Genomic DNA, 15,558 nt, shown 5'->3' with positions numbered 1-15,558 from the left:
TGCACCTCACACGCGAGACAGTTCGACCAAGATGATCGAGCTGAAGCCGATCAAGCCCAGGCGCTTCAGCCGTTGCTCATCTTCAGGCTTGAGCCGCCTGCGCAACGCTGCGACCCAACCGGTGAACATCAGGGTGTACAAGAGCGCGCGCCAGCACGCGAAGTAAGGCGCTGTCGCTCGCGTTGGTTCGAGCCAATTCAGCTGGATCACGGATAGGTGCAGCACCATCCAAGCAATCAACAAAATGCTCAGCATGGCACCGAGCACCAGCAGTACACGCACGAGGGTGAACCTCACCGATAATGAAATCATGGCGTGCTCCTCTCCTGTCCGGCTCGGCGCAAACGGTCCGGCTCCGGATCGCGCTGATCGATGCTGCGCGAGGCGTCGGCACCGCCGGCGTGGCGATCGAGGACCAGGCTGGCGGTGTTGGTGGCCAGCGACTGGCGTACCTGTAGCTCGGTTTGCAGCAGGCGGATCTCGCGCTCGAGGGTTTCGACATTGCTGTTGAGGGCGCTGGTGGCTGGCTGGGCCGAAGCCACGTTGGGCTCGTGGCTGCCGGCGAACAGCGTGCGCTGCAGCAGCATTGCCTTGTAGATCACGCTGGAAAGCGCGGTCTCGCTGGCCAGGCGTTGGGCTAGCAGGTTCTGGTCGGGGTCGTCGCGTAGCCCCTCGATGACGCCACGGGAGACCTGCAGCAACGGGCTGGAGACTTTGCCGAGGTTCTCCGGTGTAGGCTGCTCGGCGCCTGAGACCATGCGTTGCAAGCCTTCCAGGTTTTCCGTGTAGGTTTCCTGGATCAGCGGCGACAGCCCGGTACCGGCGGTTACGCGCAGCGTCTCGCAGTCGTCGCAGGTCTGAACCTCGGTTTCCCCGAGCACACGCGTCGCCCACTCGGAGGCCACTGCGGGACTCGACCAGGCTTGGCAGATGGCGCCATTCTGGCAACTCGAACCCAGAGCTGAGGTATCCTCGACCGCCCGGTTGTGCAGCAGGTTGTAGCCGGCCTTGACCACATCCGACGTCACCCGGATGGGTTGCTGGCCGTTGCCACCGGCTTTCTGCCCGCCGACCCAGCTGACGCCGTTGTTGCCGTTGTTCGCTTCGGTGTCCTTCACCGCCGTCACAGCGTCACCGCCGGACTGCTCGAGGTTATGCTGCATCTCCTGGTTCTGCGCCAGCGCACCCCAACCGGCTTGGTCGACCTTGTCGGCCATTTTCGCTGCCATCGCCTGGCAGGTGAGCTTGGAGCGGTCGAAGTCGATCCGTCCCTGCAGAACACCATTGCTGAGCAGCTCATACAACCCGGGGTTGGCCCGCTGGATGATCATCGCCGGCAGTGACATGACGGCCTGCGTGGCGTTCTGGATGACGTTGCCCATGATCTGCTGGAAACCCTGGGTGGCGCCATTGAGCTGGTTTTGCAGGGTGTTCGAGAGGTTCATGTTTCCGCACATCATGTTGGCGCGCCAAGACATGCCCACGCCAAGGCCATTGGGTCGGTAGAGCGAGGAGGGCGCTCCTGCCGCTGAACCCCCGCCGATGGTATACATCACCCGGTCGTCCAGCACCGGAGCCTGGTCACCAAGGTGGTAGCCGTTCTCGGCGGCGTGGCCCACGGCATAGACGAGGAAGCACAGCAGACCGAGCGCGAGGGTCTTCATCATTGGCCTCCGTCAAAATCGATACTGAACAGGAAGGTCTGGCCCATGCGCTGGCAGCAGCGGTAGGGCCGCCACAGCGACCAAGCATAGGCGCCGTCGGCGCTCTGGATCGTTGGGCTGGGGAAGATGGCGCAGGTGCCTTGGATCACCGGCGTGAGCAATTGCCAGCGGTGGTTGTTGACGTTGTTCTCAATCACCGGCTGTGGCGGCCAGTAGCCGGGCGCAGGCATCGGCTGCAGCGGCAGGTAGACATGCGGCTGGCCAGCGCGGGTGATGAAGTCGCTGGCGCGCTGAGCCATCACGGCACCGGCCTTGAAATCGTCGGGCTGCACCAGAAATCCGTGGCGTGGGTAGACACTACCCCACATGTCGCCGAGTGCCTGGTTGCCGATCTCGCGCATTCCCGGCACCAGTGCCTGCGGGTAGACGGATTCGGGAATGGCCTGGCGCCACGCCAGCGGGTCGAGGGTACTGAGGTAGTAGGGCGCAAACGGCACGGCACCGCTTGGGCACGCATAGCCGAACGTATGCGCCAGGGCGGTAAGGGCAGCCCCGCCGGGGTGCCCGATGCCGTCGACATTCTTGAACCGTGGCAGGTTATCGCGCTGCGGTGACGGTGTGATCAGGTTGCCACCTCCTTGTGACGCTGGCGTCGGTGTCGACAGTGCCGACATCTCGCTCCAGGGGTTGGCGCCGGTGTCGGCGTAGCTCGACACCACTAGCTCGGGAATGAAATGACGAATCTTCGGCGAGGTGCGCACCGTGCAGCCGAACGGTGTGCACAGCAGCCAGTAGCAGATCCCGACGATCCGGTACTCCAGGCACTGCAGCGAAGTGACGGAGGCGATGATGGTTGAGGTGGTCAGTGCCAGGCACTGCTCGGTAGCGATGAGCAGAACGGCCGCAATGAATGCACGACTTCGACCAGTCTTCTTGGGCATCGGTGATCTGCAGCGGGTGGAGGCGGTCACGTTCATGGGCAACGCTCGGCAGGTGGCAGCGGTGTGCGTCCATGCGCCAAGTCTCAGCATCCCGGATCCGGTGCTGGAGGAGGGGAGACAAACTGAGCCTGGGTTTATCGATTTCGTCTGGCGAGCTGATTTGGCAGAGCGAGTCAGGCAAAATAGCGAAAGAGTACAAATGTGCTCTTTTCGATTTTTTGCTGAACTAAGGGATTGCGAACAGTCCTGGCGGTATCGGTCACTACATGCCGCGCAGGCGATCGATGTCCGTCGCGACCTGCAGGGCGGCCTCCAGCTCGGACTGCTGGTGCTCTTCCATCAATCGCCAGCGCTGGGCCTTTTCCTCGGGTTCGGTCATGGCCAGAGCGAGGTACAGGCTCGGCGGCACTGCGCGGAACAGTGTCTCCAGATTCTTCGACAGGACCACGCCCTCGGTGTACTTGCCCGAGGCCTTGCTCGCGGAGAGCAGCAGCGCCTTCTGCGCCGGCGTGAGTTTCTTGAAGCGAGCGATTTCCTCGATTTCCGCCGGCGGCATGTTCAGGCAGATCCACCACTCGATCATGTTGAGCATGGTCTGCGCCGCGTCTGGGAAGTCGGCCAGGTTCTGCGTGGCCAGCCAGAACCAGGCGCCCAGCTTGCGCCACATCTTCGTGCCCTTGACCACAAAGGGGGCCAACAGCGGGTTCTTGGTAATGATGTGACCCTCGTCGGTGACCATAATGATCGGCCGACCCAGGTACTGATCGCGTTCGGCAAGGTTGTTCACCGTGTTCATCAGGCTGATGTAGCTGATCGACATCTGCGCCTCGTAACCCTCACGGGCGTAGGTGGCGAGGTCGACGATCGTCACATCGCTCTCCGGCCAGGGCGTGCCGGGCCGGTCAAACAGGGCGCCCTCAAAACCCTGGCAGAACAGGTCGATGGACTCGGCCATCTCCTGGGCGCGCTCCCGGCGTTTTTCAGGCAAATGGGCGTCGCTGGCGACCTGGCGCAGGGCATCGCGCACATGGCGCGTCAGCACCTGTTGTTCGGTCGCGGCGCAGTGCTGGGCGGCATCGAGGATGCACTCGCGGATCAGGCTGCGATCCGCGCGGGTCAGGCGTGCCTCTTCCTTCGCTTCACCACCGGTGATCATCAGCCGTGCGGTGATCTCCAATTCGCCCAGCACATCGCGCTGCTCATCACTGTCCGGCGTGGCTTCATCCAGGTCTTCGGTTGACAGGCTGGCCACCTGATCCGGGTGCTCGATCAGCCGCCGAGCATCGGCGAACGGCGCCAGGCTCAGGCCACTGCCAGGTTTGAGCTGCACCTTGTTGACGGACAATCCGAGCGTGGCGAAGTAGTCGCCCTGCAGGCCAAAGGAGTTGCCTGCTTCGACGATGAACAGCCGCGGCCGGTACACGGCCATGACCTGCATCAGGATCGAGACCAAGGTGGCCGACTTGCCGGCGCCAGTCGGCCCGAACAGCAGCAGGTGGCCATTCATGGAGCGGTCGAAGCGGGACAGTGGATCGAACGAAAGCGGTGCACCACCGCGGTTGAAAAAGGTGATGCCTGGATTGCTGGTACCGACGCTACGGCCCCAGAGTGGCAGCAGGTTGGCTATGTGCTGTGCGAACAACAGGCGGGTGTACCAGTTACGCGTGTCTCGGACCGGGTTGTAGATCATCGGCAACCAGCGCAAATAGCTGTTGCAAGCCGCCACTTCGTCGCCCTCGCGCACCGGCTGCAGGCCAGCGCCGAGCAGCACGTTGGCGGCCTGCAGCGAGCGCTGGCGCAGCTGTTGTTCATCCGCACCGCGCAGGTACAACGCCAGCGTGCCGCGGTACAGCTTGTGCTGGCGCCCAATCAGCGCGCGCGCTTCTTCCACGTCCTGGCGGGTCTGGGTCGAGGCGAGGTTCTCGCCGATGGCTTTACGCGCGAGGCGGTTGAGCTGCTCCTCGAGCACATCCTGGGGCGTGATCACCAAAGTCAGGCACATCACCGCCTGCTCGGGTAACTGATCGAACAAGGCGTTCAACGCCTCGCCTTTACGCGTCTCGCCGGTCAGTTGGCCGATATGTGGCGGCCTGCGCAGCTTGTCGACCACCATCACCGTATGAGGCTGTTGATCGAAGTACCAGAGACCTTGTTCGCTATCGGAGCGCGGTTCCTGGAAAAACAGCCGCTCAGCAAAATCGTGGTCGAATGGCAGCGGCAGCTCCTCGCCGTCGTCCGTCTCCGGATAGGGCACGCGTCGATAGAACGCCGCGGGAGATTCGTCGGTGAGGGCTGGAGAAGGGTTGAACCAGGGGAGCAACCAGGCGTAGAAGTCGCGGCCGTTCAACCGTCGAGGGGTTGACCCCGCAGGCCTGCAGCGAGGCGACTAGGCGGTCGCAGGTGCGGCTCAGCAGCTGAGTGGGGCTCTGCCCGTCTTCGTCACCCTGGCCCCCGAGCCAGCGGTAGACCACCAGGCGAATCCGCCGATTGCTGCCGCGCCACGGCAGATGTGACACGACCTGGTCGTCGAATAGTCCACCCGGTTTAGCAATGGCGTCGAGGTGACGCTGCATCGACGTGAAGAAGGCTTGGGTAAACGGTGTGCCGCGGGCGCGGGGCGCGATATAGCGCTCCAGGCGTTCCAGATATGGGGCAAAGTCACAGTCGTCTTGGCAGAAGAACTGCACCACCCAGGGCGCCTGGTCCAATTCGTCGAAGCTGTCCTGTAGCGCATCTTCCAGGGCGTCGCGGGCCGCCATCAACCAGTCAGGCTCACGACCCTCGGTCCCGATCGGCTGCAGCTCGAACACCGCGCCTACTGACCGGTTGTCGTCGAGCAGAAAACACTGCTCGTCCTCGAGGTATTCGACCCAGGGCAGGTGATCGGTGAAGCTGGGATTGTGCGCATACTGGGCGGCCTCATCGGTTAGCGTGGCGCGCCGACGCTGCGCCGCGCGCCAGGGTTTCCAGCGTGGCGGGTTGCTACTTGCGTCATCGGCCATCACAGATCGTCCAGGCGTTCGCCGGGCAGCGCGTACTGGACCTTCTCGTACAGCGGGAACACGGTCGAGTAGCCTGGCACCGGGGTCTGCTGAGTACCGGCCAGGTGCGGGTACACGTACATGACCAGATCCGGATTGGGCAGGCGCGGGAACTGGGCGCGGATCTCGTTGGCGGCGGTGCGCGTGTAAGCGCTTTGGTCGCCTATCAGGCGTTCGGGATCCAGCACCGGACGGCGCAATTCGCCACGAGCTTCCTGCAACTGCTGCTGGGAACCGACGGAGCCACCGCCATTCCAGATGTCCAGCATGGTTTGATCGCCGTGGGGCAGCATTTCCTCCTTGCTCGTGGAGCAGCCGCTCAGGTGCAGGGCGAGCAGCAGACTAATCCAGATCCAGTACTGAAACGGATGGGTTTTCATGGTTCACTCTCCGGCCTTTCGGCTCGTAGTCGATGCTGATTTCGTGATCCAAGTGCAGGGCAACCTTGGCCCCCGGCGGCACGTAGATGGCGGCAAAGGCTTCTCCATAGAGCTTGTTGATCCACTCCCGGATATCGCCAATACCACCGCTGATGACTGAGTTCAGTGCGCTGTTGCCGTTGCTCTGGGTCATGCCTAGGCTGCCGCCGGCCGAGTTGATGAACGAGGTGTTGGTCTGCTCGCTGCCCAGGGCCGCGGCGAAGCCGGCGCCGGCCGCGGTGATCAGGCTCTGGCTGCCCAGGTATTGCTGGGCGTTGGAGCTGCGCTCCCCAGAAATGCAGGGAATGCCGTAGGAATCGGAGATGTAGCCCAGCCCGCCGCGGATCTTCTCGGTGTCGGAGGTCTGGGTGCTGCTGCGATTGCGGCTGACGACCTTCTGCGGCTGTGGCACCGTGCGGACGGTGCCATCGCTGAAGACAAAGGTGATCGACTCGACCTGGCCGCGTACGCAGGACAACGTCCAGTCGCCGGCGGCGGTGCCGCTCATGACCGCGCCGACCACATCCGGCAAGTCGATGCCGTTGGCGGTGAGGTTGTCCGGGCCCACCAGCACCTTGAACGGGTAAGGATCGTTCACCGTGCCATCCACCGGGACCCGGCCAATCAGCGCGGTCATGGCGATCGAGCCCATCAGCGTCGAGTTTTCAGGGAGGGTGTAAACAGGCTTGGCGCCCTCGGCGCGATCCTGAGCGTTCTCCAGATCACGCTCGCCTTTGGCGACGGCACGCAAACGGTCCTGGCCTCGATCAATGGCGTTGTTGTCCAGGCCGTGCAGGTCCTTGAATGTCGACGTCAGCGATGACAGCGGACCATCAGCTTTGCTCGCGTCATCCTGGCCGACGCGGACATTTGACGGCTCGATCCACTGCACTGCATCAGGCGCTGATTGCGCACCCGAAAACTGTTGCTCGTCGCCGGGCTCAAGGCCAAAGCCTGCGGGGAGATCCGACTTCGCGGCCGGCTTGTTGGTGAGCTGGTCCTTGAGCCTGGACAGCAGACCCTGTGTTTCGCGGTGCTGCTGTTCGGCCTTTTGCCGGGCATCGTTGGCTTGCTGGCGCTGCTCGGTGACCTGCTGGGTGACGCTGCTCAAGGTGCTCTGGATGCGCGTGTCGATATTGCCTTCGCGCGAGCGCAACCGGTTGTTTTCGGTTTGCAGCGCATCGTTGCCTTTCTTCAGCGTCTGCATCTCACTACGCATCGCCTTGACTTGGCCGATCAGCGTGGCCACGGTGTCGCGTGGGGTGTCGCCCGCGATGCCCAGGGCCTTGGCTTGTTCCGCGCTAAGTGTGGTCTTGTCCGGATCGTGCGCGGTCTGGCTTTCCGGCGAGGCCATCCAGGATCTGCCGATGATCAGCACGATGCCCAGCAGGACCCCGGGCACCAACCACTTCAGCAGGCTGTTAGCTTTCATGACCGGCAGCCTCCGGTTTTGGTGGAGGCAACAGCAGCGCGTGCTTCAAGTCCCCGCCGCGGGTAACCAAGTAGGCGACGGTGGTGTCTTCAGGCGTACCAGCGAGGCCGAGGTCTGCGTGCTGGAACGTCGCAGCGTACAGCGTGGCCTGCAGGTGACGCGGGTCCAGCGCGACTTTGCCGGGGCCGCGGTTCACGATCTTCACCGCCGTTACCCAGTAATCGCCCAGCCGCCACGCTGCAAGCGCCTTGATCGAAACTCGCTCGGTCGGTAGCAAGGTGCTGAATGCGATGGAGTCGGTCAAAGGCACACGCCGCACACCGGGCAATGGCGCCACGGTACGCAGAGGCGCATAGAGGTTCTGCGCCGCATAACGAGTAAGCACCACCGGCACCGGAGTCGCTTCGGGTGCTGCATCTTTCTGGGGCTCCGTGTCCGGCGCCTGAGCCTGGGCCACGATCTTGACCGGTTCCAGCGACTCGCTGCCCTCGAGCGCTTCGATATCGATCAGGATGATGTCGCCCGACTTTACTGATTGCAGTTGGAGCCGGGTAGGGGGGAGTGCTTCGGCGGCGCGTAGATAAACTGTCCCGCCGACCGACTGTACGCGAAGCTTGCTGGCGATCGCACTGGGTAGCCCGATGCGAACGTCTTCGTCCAGCATCAAGACCCGCTCCTGGCCCACCGTGAGCGGAACGGCCAAGGGCAGGCGGTCCCAGTATTTGACCTCGACGGCGCCGACCGCTGAACACCAGCCGCTGGCCATCACCAGAATCAGGATCAAGACACGCATCATTACGCACCTCCCGGCAGCGTCAGCTTCTGCGGTGTGCCTTCGTAGCAGTCCAGCGCCAGGCCCCACTTGTTGCGTTCAGGGTCGACGTCGAAGCGCACCACCCGCAGCGGATAGCGCACTACCACGCGTTTTACCGGCTCGGCGGCGTAGTACTCGTCGGCGTTGAGGTCGAGCTTGACCAGCCAACTGTGCTTATCCAGCTGCTTCACCCGCAGGTCTGGGTCGTCGCTGTAGCCGCGGCCGAGCACCTCATACACCCCTCGCACCCGGCCACGCAGTTCGCCAGCAGCCTTGCGATAGTCGAAGTCACCGTCAAAAAACGTTTTACACGCGGGCGTCAGGTAGGGCTGCAGGGCAAAAATCGCGCGGTGGTAGTCGACTTCACCGTCGGTGGGCCAGCGGTTGAGTTGACCAAAGATGTACAGGGCGAAGGCGTAGATGTTCTCGGGCGGCACATCCCACCACTTGCGCGTGCTGCCGGAGCGCAGATCGGGCGGTACGTGAATGGTGAGTTCGGAGGGCGCTGCCTGCCAGCCGTACCACAGCCCGCAGCACAGCAGTGCCAGGATGGCCACGGCAAGGCGCAGGCTGAAAATATGCGCCTGCTGCGCATCCACCTTGTTGCGGAAGCGGCTCATGGGTTGGCCCTCCTATGCCGGCGCGTCCGACGCACGGTCCACGGCCCCGAATGCAGGATCAGTTGGTGCGAACTGATGCCCCAGTGCACCGCCAGGTGCCACTGCAGGCGCCGGTACAACCAGGTTTCCGGGCGGGCGCGCTTGGCCCGGCGCAGCAGCTTGCCGCCGCCGAGCAACACCAACGCCATGCAGACGAACATGCAGGTGGGGAGGGTGGCGATGGAGGCGGTAGCCACCGCCAGCGGCGCACCGAAGATCACACCAAGCCCGGCACCGACGATCAGGGATACCCACATCTCGTCGTTGGTGAGGCCGCGCAGGACCGCTGGGTCACGGTTAAGGCGCTCCGGCAGGAAGGTCAGCGTGCCGTCAGGCAGCGTGGCAGGGGTGTCGGACATGCGGACCTCACAGAATAGTCGCGGCTTTAGTGAGGAACCACAGGATCACCACCACCAGCAGCGCGCCGACCCCGACCACGGCTCCGAGGTCCTTCCAGGTCTTCCGCTGGTTCTGTACGTCGGCGTAAACCGTGAGCGAATGCCAGGCCACGCCAAGGAAGGCGAGGGTGGCGATCAACAGTCCGAGTAGGATCCCGCCGTCGTAGGCGTAGTTCTTGATGGTATCGATCAACCCCGAACCTTCACCCCGAGAGGGGGCCTCCATGGTCGGCAGGTCGGCCCTGGCAAATGTCGAGCTCAGCAAAACCAGGCCGCCGAACAGGACTTTCGAACAGAATTCCCGCAGCAGGAGAAGCGGGCGGTGGCGATGGTGGAAGAGTTTCATGGCAGGGCCTCCGGATTACGACAGCATGAAAAACATCAGCACGATCAGGGCGAGTGCTAGGCGCAGCGTGCTGCCGCCGAGTGCGCCAAAATTGAGGTTGCCGGCCGCCCAACCGCGGTAGCCGGTCCACAGCGCCCAGGTGCACCAGAGCAACGCGAGCACCAACACCGATGAGCGCCATAGCGCCGAGCTGAGTTGCGGCGTAAACCCGGCCACGGCAGAGAACGCGCTAAGTTGGGCATCACTCATGCTCATCGGAGTTACTCGAATGAAGCGCATCGGCACGGTAATCGCCGCTCAGCTCGACCAGGTCAGCTGGCTGCGCGCGGGAAGGCGACAGATAGTTGTTGATACCGTCCCGCACGCGCTCCAAGTCCGCAGTCAACCTGGGATAGTCGAAGCGATAACGAACTCGGTCAGCACCGGTAGCGCTGCTACGAGCTCGATCGGCCAACAGCTCGATGGCATCGATCTGCCGCTGCATCAAGCCAAAATCTGAATTTTCACGAATGTCTTGAGCGAAGGCGCCAAGTGGTACTGAGCATATGAGCAATAGGCAGGGAGGTCTCATGGCAAAATCCTTCTGGGGATCTGGTATTTACCTTGAGTTGGCAGACTGCTTTCAGACATGCGTTAAATGAAAAACGGTCCCTTCATTTTTAAATGTGATGATGGTGATAGGCGAGGCACAGGACTCGTCTAGGTGGTTGTATACGATGCAGGAGTGGCTAGAAGCGCCTTGCGCGGCAGCAGAGGTAGTGAGTATTTTACTCAATTGACATCAATTATCATTTGCGAATAACATCTCGCGCACAAATAGCTGGTCGGTTTTTATAAGGAAGTATGAGCGCCGATGGACAATCTTGATGAAGCGTTGTTTGCCCTCCTGCAAAGCGATGTCCAGGCGCAGCCAGACCCGCTCGTATCGCGCGCCCATGACGGTCCGCAGCTCCTTTCCTTCGCGCAGCAACGCCTGTGGTTCCTGCAGCGCATGGCGCCGCTTTCCACTGCCTACAACCTTGCCCGTGCCTTCCTGTTCAACGGCGAGCTGAACGTCCAGGCCCTGCGCCAGGCGTTCAGCGCCCTGGTCGAGCGGCATGGGGTGCTGCGCACGCGCTTCATCGAGGTCGATGGCGAGCCGCGCCAGGAGTTGCTGGCCGAGGCCGTGTTCGTCCTGCACGAGCGGGCCATGCCAGGTGTGGCTGAAGCCGAGCGGCGCGAACATCTGCAGGGCTTGCTGAGCATCGAGGATGGCATTGCCTTCGACTTGTCCCAGGCGCCGCTGCTCAAGGTCGAGCTGATCCGCTATGACGCCGCCTGTCACGGGCTGTTGCTGAAGATGCACCACATCGTCAGCGACGCCTGGTCCAACCCGATCCTCGTGGCCGACCTGGCCAGCGCCTATGCCCAGGCGCTGCGCGGCGACACCCCGCGCCTGCCGCCGCTGGCGGTGCAATACATCGATTACGCGCTGTGGCAGCGCGAGCGCCTGGGGGGCGCCGGGCCCCAGGCCGACCTTGACTACTGGAAACACTACCTGGGCAGCCAGGTACCGGTGCTCGAACTGCCCACCGATTTCCCTCGCCCCGCGCAGCAGGGCTTGCGCGGGCAGCGCCTGCGCTGGCAACTGCCAGAGGCGCAGGCCGAGCAGGTCCAGGCCTTCTGCCGCAGCAGCGGCAGCAGCGCCCTGGTGATCCTGCTGGCGGCCTGGCAACTGCTGCTGGCTCGCCATAGCGGCCAGCAGGCCTTCGCGGTGGGCGTGCCCCATGGCGGGCGCAACCGTGAAGAGCTCGACGAGCTGCTGGGCTTCTTCGTCAACACCCTGGTCTACCGCGTTGACCTGGGCCCGCGGTTGACCGGCCGCATGCTGTGCGAGCGGCTGCGCCAGGAGTCCCTCGACGCCCTGCAGCACGCCGAGATGCCGTTCGAGCTGCTGCTCGAACACCTCGACGTCGAGCGCGACGCCAGCCGTACCCCGGTGTTCCAGGCCATGTTCAACCTCAGCAGCGGCGCGGCGGTGAACTTCAGCTTGCCGGGGCTGCAGATCGAGCGTGTCCTGCCGGCGCAGGACAGCGCCAAGTTCGACCTGACCCTAGATGCCGCGGTACGCCCCGACGGCATCTTCTGTGAGCTGGAATACAGCCTGGAGCTGTTCGCCCCGGCGACCATCGAACGCCTCGCGGCCGGCTACAGCCTGCTGCTCGACGGCCTGATGAACCAGCCCGACACCCCGGTGTGGCAGTTGCCGCTGCTCGATCCGGCCCAGCGCACCCGCCAGCTCGACGGCTGGAACGCCAGCGAGCAGGCACTGGTACCGGGCGAGGACATGCTGGCGCTGTTCGAGCGCCAGGTCGCGGCCGCGCCGCAGCGCTGTGCGCTGATCTGCGGCGAGCAGACCCTGAGCTACGCCGACCTCGATGCCCGGGCCAACCGCCTGGCCCATTGGCTGGTGGCCAATGGGGTGGGTTGCGACGAGCGGGTGGGGATCTGCCTGGAGCGCGAGCCCGACCTGCTGGTGGCGCTGCTGGCAGTGCACAAGGCCGGTGGCGCCTACCTGCCGATCGACCCCGGCCAACCGGCCGCGCGCAACAGCGACATCATTGGCCAGGCCCGTCCTCGGCTGGTGCTGACCCGGGCGAACCTGCGGCAGGTGGTGGGCAGCACGGCCCGGGTGGTACTGCTGGAAACCCTGGACAGCGAGCTTGCACGGCTGCCCCAGAGCGGCCTCGGGCTGCCGGTACACCCTCGGCAACTGGCCTACACCCTGTATACCTCCGGCTCCACCGGGCGCCCCAAGGGCGTCGACATCGAGCGCGAGGCGTTCGTCAACTTCCTCCATGGCATCCAGGCCCATGTGCAACTGAGCGCCGCCGACCGGCTACTGGCGGTGACCACCCTGGGCTTCGACATCGCCGGGCTGGAGCTGTTCCTGCCGCTGGTGCATGGCGCTGCCGTGGTGCTGGCCAGCCGCGCGGATAGCCTCGACCCGGGCGCATTGCTCGGCTTGATGCAGCGCCACGGCATCAGTGTCATGCAGGCCACGCCAGCCACCTGGCAGATGCTGGTCGAGCACGACTCGCCGGCCTGGGCCGGGCTGCGCCTGCTGTGCGGCGGCGAAGCGCTCAAGGCCGAGCTGGCCGAGCGCCTGCTGGCCCGCCAGGTACGCCTGCTGAACGTCTATGGCCCGACCGAGACCACTGTGTGGTCGGCGGTACAGGCCGTCGAAGCCGTCACCCGCGCGATCCTGCCCATCGGCCGACCGCTGGCCAACAACCGCTTGTATGTGCTCGACGACTACCTCGAGCCGCAGCCGGTGGGTGTGGCGGGCGACCTGTACATCGGTGGCGCCGGCGTGGCCCGTGGCTACGCCGACCGTCCGCAGCTTACCGCCGCCGCCTTCGTGCCCAACCCCTTCGTCCAGCCGTTGGCGCCGGGGTGCGGGGCCGGCAGCCGCCTGTACCGCACCGGCGACCGGGCGTGCCTGCGCGAAGATGGCAGCCTGGAGTTTCTCGGGCGCAGCGACTTCCAGGTCAAGCTGCGCGGTTTCCGAATCGAACTGGGTGAGATCGAAAGCGCGCTGGTGGCCCTGCCGGGTGTCTCCCAGGCGGTGGTCACCCTGTGCCGGGCGCCGGCAGGCCAGGAACTGCTGGTGGCCTATCTGTGCCACGGCGCGGGCGCGTTCGACAGCGCCTGGGCGCAGCAGCAGCTGCGCGAGCGCCTGCCGGCCTACATGGTGCCGAGCGCGTTCGTGATCCTGGGCAGCCTGCCCCTGAATGCCAATGGCAAGGTTGACCGCAAGGCCTTGCCCGAGCCCGAGTGGGAGGGTGCCGGCGAAGCTGATGACGAAGCCTTGGCCGGTCCATGGCAGGAAGGCCTGGCGCATATCTGGCGCGAGGTGCTCGGTATCTGGCCCATCGCCCCGCGCGCCGAGCTGTTCCGCCTGGGGGCGCAGTCCCTGCAACTGGTGAGGATCCAGGCGCGCATCCGCCAGCACTTCGCCTGTGAGGTCGCCCTGGCCCAGTTATTCGCCAATCCGGTGCTGGCCGACATGGCCACGGTGATCGAGCAGGCCTGCGCCACGCCGGTCGTCGATGAGCTGGCCGAGATCGAAAAGCTGCTGCTCGCCTTCGAGTGAACCATTTGGGCCATTGCACAGGCCACCCCGAGGATTTCGCATGACCCTGTTTCTATCACTACTCAAGCGTCATCGCGCCCTGCTCAGCCTGGGCTTGCTGGCCAGCCTGATCAGCGCGGCGGCCGGCATCGGCCTGATCAACGAGATCAACCGGCTGATCGCCGGCAGCGTCAGCATGAACCCGGCCCTGGGGGCCAAGTTCTTCGGCCTGTTGGTGCTGCTGTTCGGTTGCGGTTTCGGTTCCCAGGCATTGCTCACGGCCCTGGGCCACCGGGTGGTCTACGAACTGCGCCTGCAGATGGTCAAGCGCCTGCTGGACACCTCCATCGAGCAACTGGAAAAGATCGGCGAAGCCAGCCTGTACGCGACCCTGAGCAAGGACATCGTCAGTATTGGCCAGGCCTTCAACCGCATGCCGTTCGTGTTCTACAACCTGGTCCTGATGCTGGGGGGCTGCCTGTACATGGCCTGGCTGTCCTGGCAGTTGCTGCTGATCTGCGCGGTTGGCCTGGGCCTGGGCACCTGGCTGGCCCATGGCTGGTTCGCCAAGATGCGCCAACTGATGACGCGCGTGCGGGAAACCGACGATCGCCTGTATGCCGCTTACCAGGGTGCCATCGAGGGGCGATTCGAGCTGGCCCTCAATGCCCAGCGCAAGGAGCGCTTCTACACCCTCGACCTGCAACCGGCGGCCGAATACGCGCGGCGCAACGAGGTGCACGCCGACCGCTACTGGACCTTGAGCCTGAACTGGACCGTGGCGCTGATCCTCGCCCTGGCCGGCGGGCTGTTCGCCGCGGGCACCTGGCTGGGGGTGAGCAATGGGGTGATCGGCGCCTTCGTGCTGGTGCTGATGTTCCTGCGCATGCCGCTCAACGACCTGATCGGCAGCCTGCCGACCCTGGTGGCCGGCAACGTGTCCCTGGCCAAGATCCAGACCCTGGCCTTCGCCGACTACCGCGAGGCACCCTCGGCCAGCGGCGGCGAGGTCGATAGCGGCCAGCCGATGCTCGAGCTGCAGGCCCTGAGCTACGACTACCCGCACCAGGCCGACGAATATGGCTTCCGTCTGGGGCCGGTGAACCTGAGTATCGCCAAGGGCGAGATCCTGTTCATCGTCGGTGGCAACGGCAGCGGCAAGTCGACCTTGGCCAAGCTGCTCACCGGCCTCTACGAACCCAGTGCCGGCACCCTCAAGCTGCAAGGCGTGGCGATCACCCCGGCGTTGCGCGACTGGTACCGCGCGCATTTCTCCACGGTGTTCTCCACCTTCTACCTGTTCGAGCGCCTGGTCGGCCCCCAGGGCGATTTCGACCCGCAACTGGCCCAGGCCTGGCTTGAGCGCCTGCGCATGCAGCGCAAGGTCAGCATCGACGCCCAGGGCGGGTTGTCCACCACCCGCCTGTCCCAGGGCCAGCGCAAGCGCCTGGCCCTGCTGGTGGCGCTGGTCGAGGAGCGGCCGATCCTGCTGCTCGACGAGTGGGCCGCCGACCAGGACCCGGGCTTCCGGGCGTTCTTCTACCGCGAGCTGCTGCCCGAGCTCAAGGCGCAGGGCAAGACCATCATCGCCATCAGCCACGACGATCACCACTTCGCCATTGCCGACCGCGTGCTCAAGTGCGACGGCGGCCAGCTCTATCCCTATGACCCTGTTGCCCTCGGCAGCGGGGCAGGCGCGTCCAGCGAACTGCCGGCGCCGGTGTGACCGG

13 protein-coding genes and 1 pseudogene are annotated in these 15,558 nt (G+C 64.5%); 2 read left to right on the top strand and 12 right to left on the bottom strand.

All coding sequences use genetic code 11. The features are described 5' to 3' along the window. Positions 1-6: 6 nt before the first annotated feature. The 12 genes and pseudogenes from ABRP30_RS15475 to ABRP30_RS15420 form a co-directional block, all read right to left on the bottom strand. Entirely contained in the window at positions 7-312 is a 306-nt protein-coding gene (locus ABRP30_RS15475) for a hypothetical protein (protein ID WP_349975809.1), read from the bottom strand. Then, positions 309-1,664 carry an integrating conjugative element protein gene (locus ABRP30_RS15470; protein WP_349975886.1) on the bottom strand — a complete coding sequence of 452 codons (1,356 nt, stop codon included), beginning with the start codon at positions 1,662-1,664 and terminating at the stop codon, positions 309-311. Before ABRP30_RS15470 ends, ABRP30_RS15475 begins: the two co-directional genes overlap by 4 nt. Then, positions 1,664-2,641 (bottom strand): TIGR03756 family integrating conjugative element protein, encoded by a 978-nt coding sequence (locus ABRP30_RS15465; protein WP_349975810.1) that lies wholly within the window; start codon positions 2,639-2,641, stop codon positions 1,664-1,666. Before ABRP30_RS15465 ends, ABRP30_RS15470 begins: the two co-directional genes overlap by 1 nt. 226 nt (positions 2,642-2,867) lie before the next feature. Beyond that, positions 2,868-5,607 (bottom strand): annotated as a pseudogene (locus tag ABRP30_RS15460) (conjugative transfer ATPase). Further along, positions 5,607-6,026 carry a TIGR03751 family conjugal transfer lipoprotein gene (locus tag ABRP30_RS15455; RefSeq protein ID WP_313854454.1) on the bottom strand — a complete coding sequence of 140 codons (420 nt, stop codon included), beginning with the start codon at positions 6,024-6,026 and terminating at the stop codon, positions 5,607-5,609. The pseudogene ABRP30_RS15460 and the gene ABRP30_RS15455 overlap by 1 nt, the downstream one beginning before the upstream one ends. Beyond that, positions 5,989-7,497 carry a TIGR03752 family integrating conjugative element protein gene (locus tag ABRP30_RS15450; protein ID WP_313854457.1) on the bottom strand — a complete coding sequence of 503 codons (1,509 nt, stop codon included), beginning with the start codon at positions 7,495-7,497 and terminating at the stop codon, positions 5,989-5,991. Before ABRP30_RS15450 ends, ABRP30_RS15455 begins: the two co-directional genes overlap by 38 nt. Then, positions 7,487-8,293, bottom strand: coding sequence for a TIGR03749 family integrating conjugative element protein (locus ABRP30_RS15445; protein ID WP_313854459.1), 807 nt, complete (start codon positions 8,291-8,293; stop codon positions 7,487-7,489). The genes ABRP30_RS15450 and ABRP30_RS15445 overlap by 11 nt, the downstream gene beginning before the upstream one ends. Continuing rightward, positions 8,293-8,931 carry a PFL_4703 family integrating conjugative element protein gene (locus ABRP30_RS15440; protein ID WP_258641841.1) on the bottom strand — a complete coding sequence of 213 codons (639 nt, stop codon included), beginning with the start codon at positions 8,929-8,931 and terminating at the stop codon, positions 8,293-8,295. Before ABRP30_RS15440 ends, ABRP30_RS15445 begins: the two co-directional genes overlap by 1 nt. Next, positions 8,928-9,329, bottom strand: a complete 402-nt coding sequence (locus ABRP30_RS15435; RefSeq protein ID WP_186556100.1) for a TIGR03750 family conjugal transfer protein — start codon at positions 9,327-9,329, stop codon at positions 8,928-8,930. The genes ABRP30_RS15440 and ABRP30_RS15435 overlap by 4 nt, the downstream gene beginning before the upstream one ends. A gap of 7 nt (positions 9,330-9,336) precedes the next feature. Continuing rightward, entirely contained in the window at positions 9,337-9,714 is a 378-nt protein-coding gene (locus tag ABRP30_RS15430) for a TIGR03745 family integrating conjugative element membrane protein (RefSeq protein ID WP_186556099.1), read from the bottom strand. 15 nt (positions 9,715-9,729) lie between these two features. Continuing rightward, complete coding sequence (locus tag ABRP30_RS15425) at positions 9,730-9,969, bottom strand: TIGR03758 family integrating conjugative element protein (RefSeq protein ID WP_186556098.1); 240 nt, start codon at positions 9,967-9,969, stop codon at positions 9,730-9,732. Continuing rightward, complete coding sequence (locus tag ABRP30_RS15420) at positions 9,956-10,285, bottom strand: RAQPRD family integrative conjugative element protein (protein ID WP_186556097.1); 330 nt, start codon at positions 10,283-10,285, stop codon at positions 9,956-9,958. Before ABRP30_RS15420 ends, ABRP30_RS15425 begins: the two co-directional genes overlap by 14 nt. A 282-nt stretch (positions 10,286-10,567) precedes the next feature. Here ABRP30_RS15420 and ABRP30_RS15415 point away from each other — a divergent pair, with 282 nt between their 5' ends. Together ABRP30_RS15415 and ABRP30_RS15410 are read left to right on the top strand one after the other, a co-directional pair. Continuing rightward, positions 10,568-13,849 (top strand): non-ribosomal peptide synthetase, encoded by a 3,282-nt coding sequence (locus ABRP30_RS15415; protein ID WP_125859239.1) that lies wholly within the window; start codon positions 10,568-10,570, stop codon positions 13,847-13,849. A 40-nt stretch (positions 13,850-13,889) separates the two neighbouring features. Continuing rightward, positions 13,890-15,554 (top strand): cyclic peptide export ABC transporter, encoded by a 1,665-nt coding sequence (locus tag ABRP30_RS15410; protein WP_349975812.1) that lies wholly within the window; start codon positions 13,890-13,892, stop codon positions 15,552-15,554. Positions 15,555-15,558: the final 4 nt, after the last annotated feature.

Origin of the sequence: Pseudomonas sp. WHRI 8519, from assembly GCF_040224055.2 — a bacterium.
Lineage (GTDB): Bacteria > Pseudomonadota > Gammaproteobacteria > Pseudomonadales > Pseudomonadaceae > Aquipseudomonas > Aquipseudomonas putida_X.
This window is presented reverse-complemented; position numbering and strand designations above follow the sequence as displayed.

Coding starts and splice junctions, on each gene's coding strand:
- ABRP30_RS15475 (WP_349975809.1), bottom strand. CDS start 312: ATGATTTCATTATCGGTGAGGTTCACCCTCGTGCGTGTACTGCTGGTG.
- ABRP30_RS15470 (WP_349975886.1), bottom strand. CDS start 1,664: ATGAAGACCCTCGCGCTCGGTCTGCTGTGCTTCCTCGTCTATGCCGTG.
- ABRP30_RS15465 (WP_349975810.1), bottom strand. CDS start 2,641: ATGAACGTGACCGCCTCCACCCGCTGCAGATCACCGATGCCCAAGAAG.
- ABRP30_RS15455 (WP_313854454.1), bottom strand. CDS start 6,026: ATGAAAACCCATCCGTTTCAGTACTGGATCTGGATTAGTCTGCTGCTC.
- ABRP30_RS15450 (WP_313854457.1), bottom strand. CDS start 7,497: ATGAAAGCTAACAGCCTGCTGAAGTGGTTGGTGCCCGGGGTCCTGCTG.
- ABRP30_RS15445 (WP_313854459.1), bottom strand. CDS start 8,293: ATGATGCGTGTCTTGATCCTGATTCTGGTGATGGCCAGCGGCTGGTGT.
- ABRP30_RS15440 (WP_258641841.1), bottom strand. CDS start 8,931: ATGAGCCGCTTCCGCAACAAGGTGGATGCGCAGCAGGCGCATATTTTC.
- ABRP30_RS15435 (WP_186556100.1), bottom strand. CDS start 9,329: ATGTCCGACACCCCTGCCACGCTGCCTGACGGCACGCTGACCTTCCTG.
- ABRP30_RS15430 (WP_186556099.1), bottom strand. CDS start 9,714: ATGAAACTCTTCCACCATCGCCACCGCCCGCTTCTCCTGCTGCGGGAA.
- ABRP30_RS15425 (WP_186556098.1), bottom strand. CDS start 9,969: ATGAGCATGAGTGATGCCCAACTTAGCGCGTTCTCTGCCGTGGCCGGG.
- ABRP30_RS15420 (WP_186556097.1), bottom strand. CDS start 10,285: ATGAGACCTCCCTGCCTATTGCTCATATGCTCAGTACCACTTGGCGCC.
- ABRP30_RS15415 (WP_125859239.1), top strand. CDS start 10,568: ATGGACAATCTTGATGAAGCGTTGTTTGCCCTCCTGCAAAGCGATGTC.
- ABRP30_RS15410 (WP_349975812.1), top strand. CDS start 13,890: ATGACCCTGTTTCTATCACTACTCAAGCGTCATCGCGCCCTGCTCAGC.